This window comes from Vibrio sp. 1557 (assembly GCF_033340175.1).
Classification (GTDB): Bacteria; Pseudomonadota; Gammaproteobacteria; order Enterobacterales; family Vibrionaceae; genus Vibrio; species Vibrio alginolyticus.
The window spans coordinates 1-1,096 of the sequence record NZ_JAWOVZ010000254.1; the positions used below are offsets into that span (position 1 = coordinate 1).

1 protein-coding gene is annotated in these 1,096 nt (G+C 49.7%); it reads right to left on the reverse strand.

From position 1 onward, the window contains the following. Positions 1 to 1,096, reverse strand: a 1,096-nt coding sequence (murA, locus tag R7070_RS26305) for a UDP-N-acetylglucosamine 1-carboxyvinyltransferase (protein ID WP_318141530.1), incomplete at both ends; no start/stop codon positions are given.

The window sequence follows — 1,096 nt, forward strand, 5'->3', positions numbered from 1 at the left end:
TTGCCGAAGCACGTAGATCCGTTGCCATCACTTGTGCACCACTTAGTGATTCAACGTCACCACAAATAACCGTGTTACCTTCAATCTCCGCTTTCGCCCCCATACGCATCAGCTCAGGCACGTGCATAAAGCGGTTTTCAAAGATAGTTTCAGTGATCACGCCGCCGCCTTTCGCCATCATGTTCAATAGCGTAAATTGCGCTTGCATGTCTGTCGGGAAACCAGGGTGAGGCGCAGTGCGAATACTTACTGCTTTTAACTCACGGTCTGTCATATCAACAGAGATCCAGTCTTCACCTGTCTCCACCAATGCGCCGGCTTCTTCTAGCTTCGCTAGAACCGCTTCAAGCAAGTGACCGTTGGTATTACGACAAACCACTTTACCGCCAGATACCGCTGCAGCTACTAGGAATGTCCCAGTTTCAATACGGTCTGCTACAACACTGTGCTTGCCGCCACCTAAGCGCTCAACACCTTCGATAGTGATGGTGTCTGTACCCGCGCCAGAGATTTTCGCGCCAAGTTTATTTAGGAAATCCGCCGTATCGACGATTTCAGGTTCGCGCGCTGCGTTGTCTAACGTTGTAGTGCCTTCAGCCAGAGCTGCTGCACACATGATGGTAATGGTCGCGCCAACGCTCACTTTATCCATCACGATGTGCGCGCCTTTCAGACGACCATCAACTTCAGCTTTCACGTAACCATCTTCAAGTGTGATGGTTGCGCCTAGTTGTTCCAGGCCAGTAATGTGCAAGTCAACTGGACGTGCGCCGATAGCACAACCACCAGGTAGAGAAACTTGACCTTGACCAAAACGAGCCACAAGTGGGCCTAACGCCCAGATAGAAGCACGCATGGTTTTAACTAAATCATAAGGAGCGCAATATTCATTGATGCTGCTTGGATCGACGTGAACAGAACCGTTACGGCTTACTTTAGCGCCAAGGCGTTTTAGTAGCTCCATGGTTGTGTCGATATCGCGAAGATGTGGTACGTTTGCCACTTCTACAGGCTCTTCAGCCAAGATAGACGCAAATAAAATCGGCAGTGCTGCGTTTTTTGCACCTGAAATGGTCACTTCACCAACTAGTGGTTT